The organism is Thermoactinomyces mirandus, assembly GCF_013868055.1.
In the GTDB taxonomy this organism is placed as follows: domain Bacteria; phylum Bacillota; class Bacilli; order Thermoactinomycetales; family Thermoactinomycetaceae; genus Thermoactinomyces; species Thermoactinomyces mirandus.
On the sequence record NZ_JACEOL010000074.1, the window covers coordinates 1 to 1,424 of the forward strand.

Below are 1,424 nucleotides of genomic sequence, written 5' to 3' on the forward strand. Positions count from 1 at the left end.
TAGTACTACAGTTGTAATTTTTTGAACTTAGTGTATGATGAATTTATTACAACTAGCTGATGGGGGATCCTAATGGCCTTTCAAACGAATGAGGAACTTGTTGAACATAATGGAATAGACGCTTTGGCTTGGTCTGAGGAATTTGAAGCGTTAGCCAATCGGATTGGTAAACAGTTTCCGCGTGTGGAAGCGCGACAACGTTGTCGCGCTTATCTATTGGGATTACTGAGTTCTGTTGAACGAAAAAACGGTTGGCAATTAGCTGAGTATACAGGCGACTCGACTCCATATGGCATTCAGCATTTACTGGGAAGGGCTCGATGGGACGCTGAAGCCGTTCGCAATGACTTGCAACAATATATTTTAGAACATTTATCTCATCCTGAAGCAGTTGTGGTAATAGACGAAACGGGTTTTCTGAAAAAAGGTCAAAAATCTGTAGGAGTTCAGCGCCAATATAGCGGAACAGCTGGTCGGATTGAAAATTGTCAAATCGGAGTATTCTTAAGTTATACCAGTCCAAAAGGAGCTACCCTGATTGACCGTAGTCTCTATCTTCCTAAATCTTGGGTTGAGGATCCACAACGATGTGAAAAGGCTGGGATACCAAATGGTACAGAATTTTACACCAAACCTCAACTTGCACGTCAGATGTTGCAGCGTGCCTTTCAGGCACGCTTACCTATCAAATGGATGACAGGTGATTCTGTTTACGGTAGTGATAGTCGGTTGAGAAGATGGTTGGAAAGCGAGCAACAAGCTTACGTATTAACGGTTTCTGCTAAGGAATCAGTATCAATTGGTTGGAATACCTGCAAAGTGAGAGACTTAGCTACCCATACACCCGAAGAAAAATGGGAGATCATTTCCTGTGGAAATGGATCGAAAGGTCCACGAAAGTATGAATGGATACGATATCCCCTCAATTGTCCAGATGCTCCCGAATGGCAACGATGGCTTCTAATCAGGAGACATCTTCGTGAAAAGGATCAATTGGCTTACTATATTGCCTATACTTCAGAAGAAACAACCCTGGAAGATCTCGTTCAAGTGGCTGGAACTCGATGGGCGGTCGAACGTTGTTTTCAAGAAGCGAAAGGTGAAGTGGGACTGGATCAATACGAGGTTCGCTCATGGACAGGCTGGTATCGCCACATTACATTGGCTATGGTTGCGCATGCTTTTCTTAGCGTGATGCGTTCAAAAGGGATCCTTTTGGATCCGCAAAAAAGGGAACCTGCATTTCCAAAGATGAACAGCTTAACCAAATTCAAACGGAGCCGAGGGTTATGATTTCCCTTACGGTAAGAGAAATAAAACGTTTATTTAATAAATTGGTAAATAACAACCAATTTCCTGTTTCCCTTATCTTGGCATGGTCCGCTTGGCGTCGAAAACACCAAGCGGTAGCCAGGTATTATCAT

At 43.2% G+C, this 1,424-nt stretch carries 1 protein-coding gene; it reads left to right on the plus strand.

Annotation, left to right across the window (positions count from 1 at the left end):
* Window positions 1-72: 72 nt before the first annotated feature.
* Window positions 73-1,293 carry an IS701 family transposase gene (locus H2C83_RS16625; protein WP_181742303.1) on the plus strand — a complete coding sequence of 407 codons (1,221 nt, stop codon included), beginning with the start codon at window positions 73-75 and terminating at the stop codon, window positions 1,291-1,293.
* Window positions 1,294-1,424: the final 131 nt, after the last annotated feature.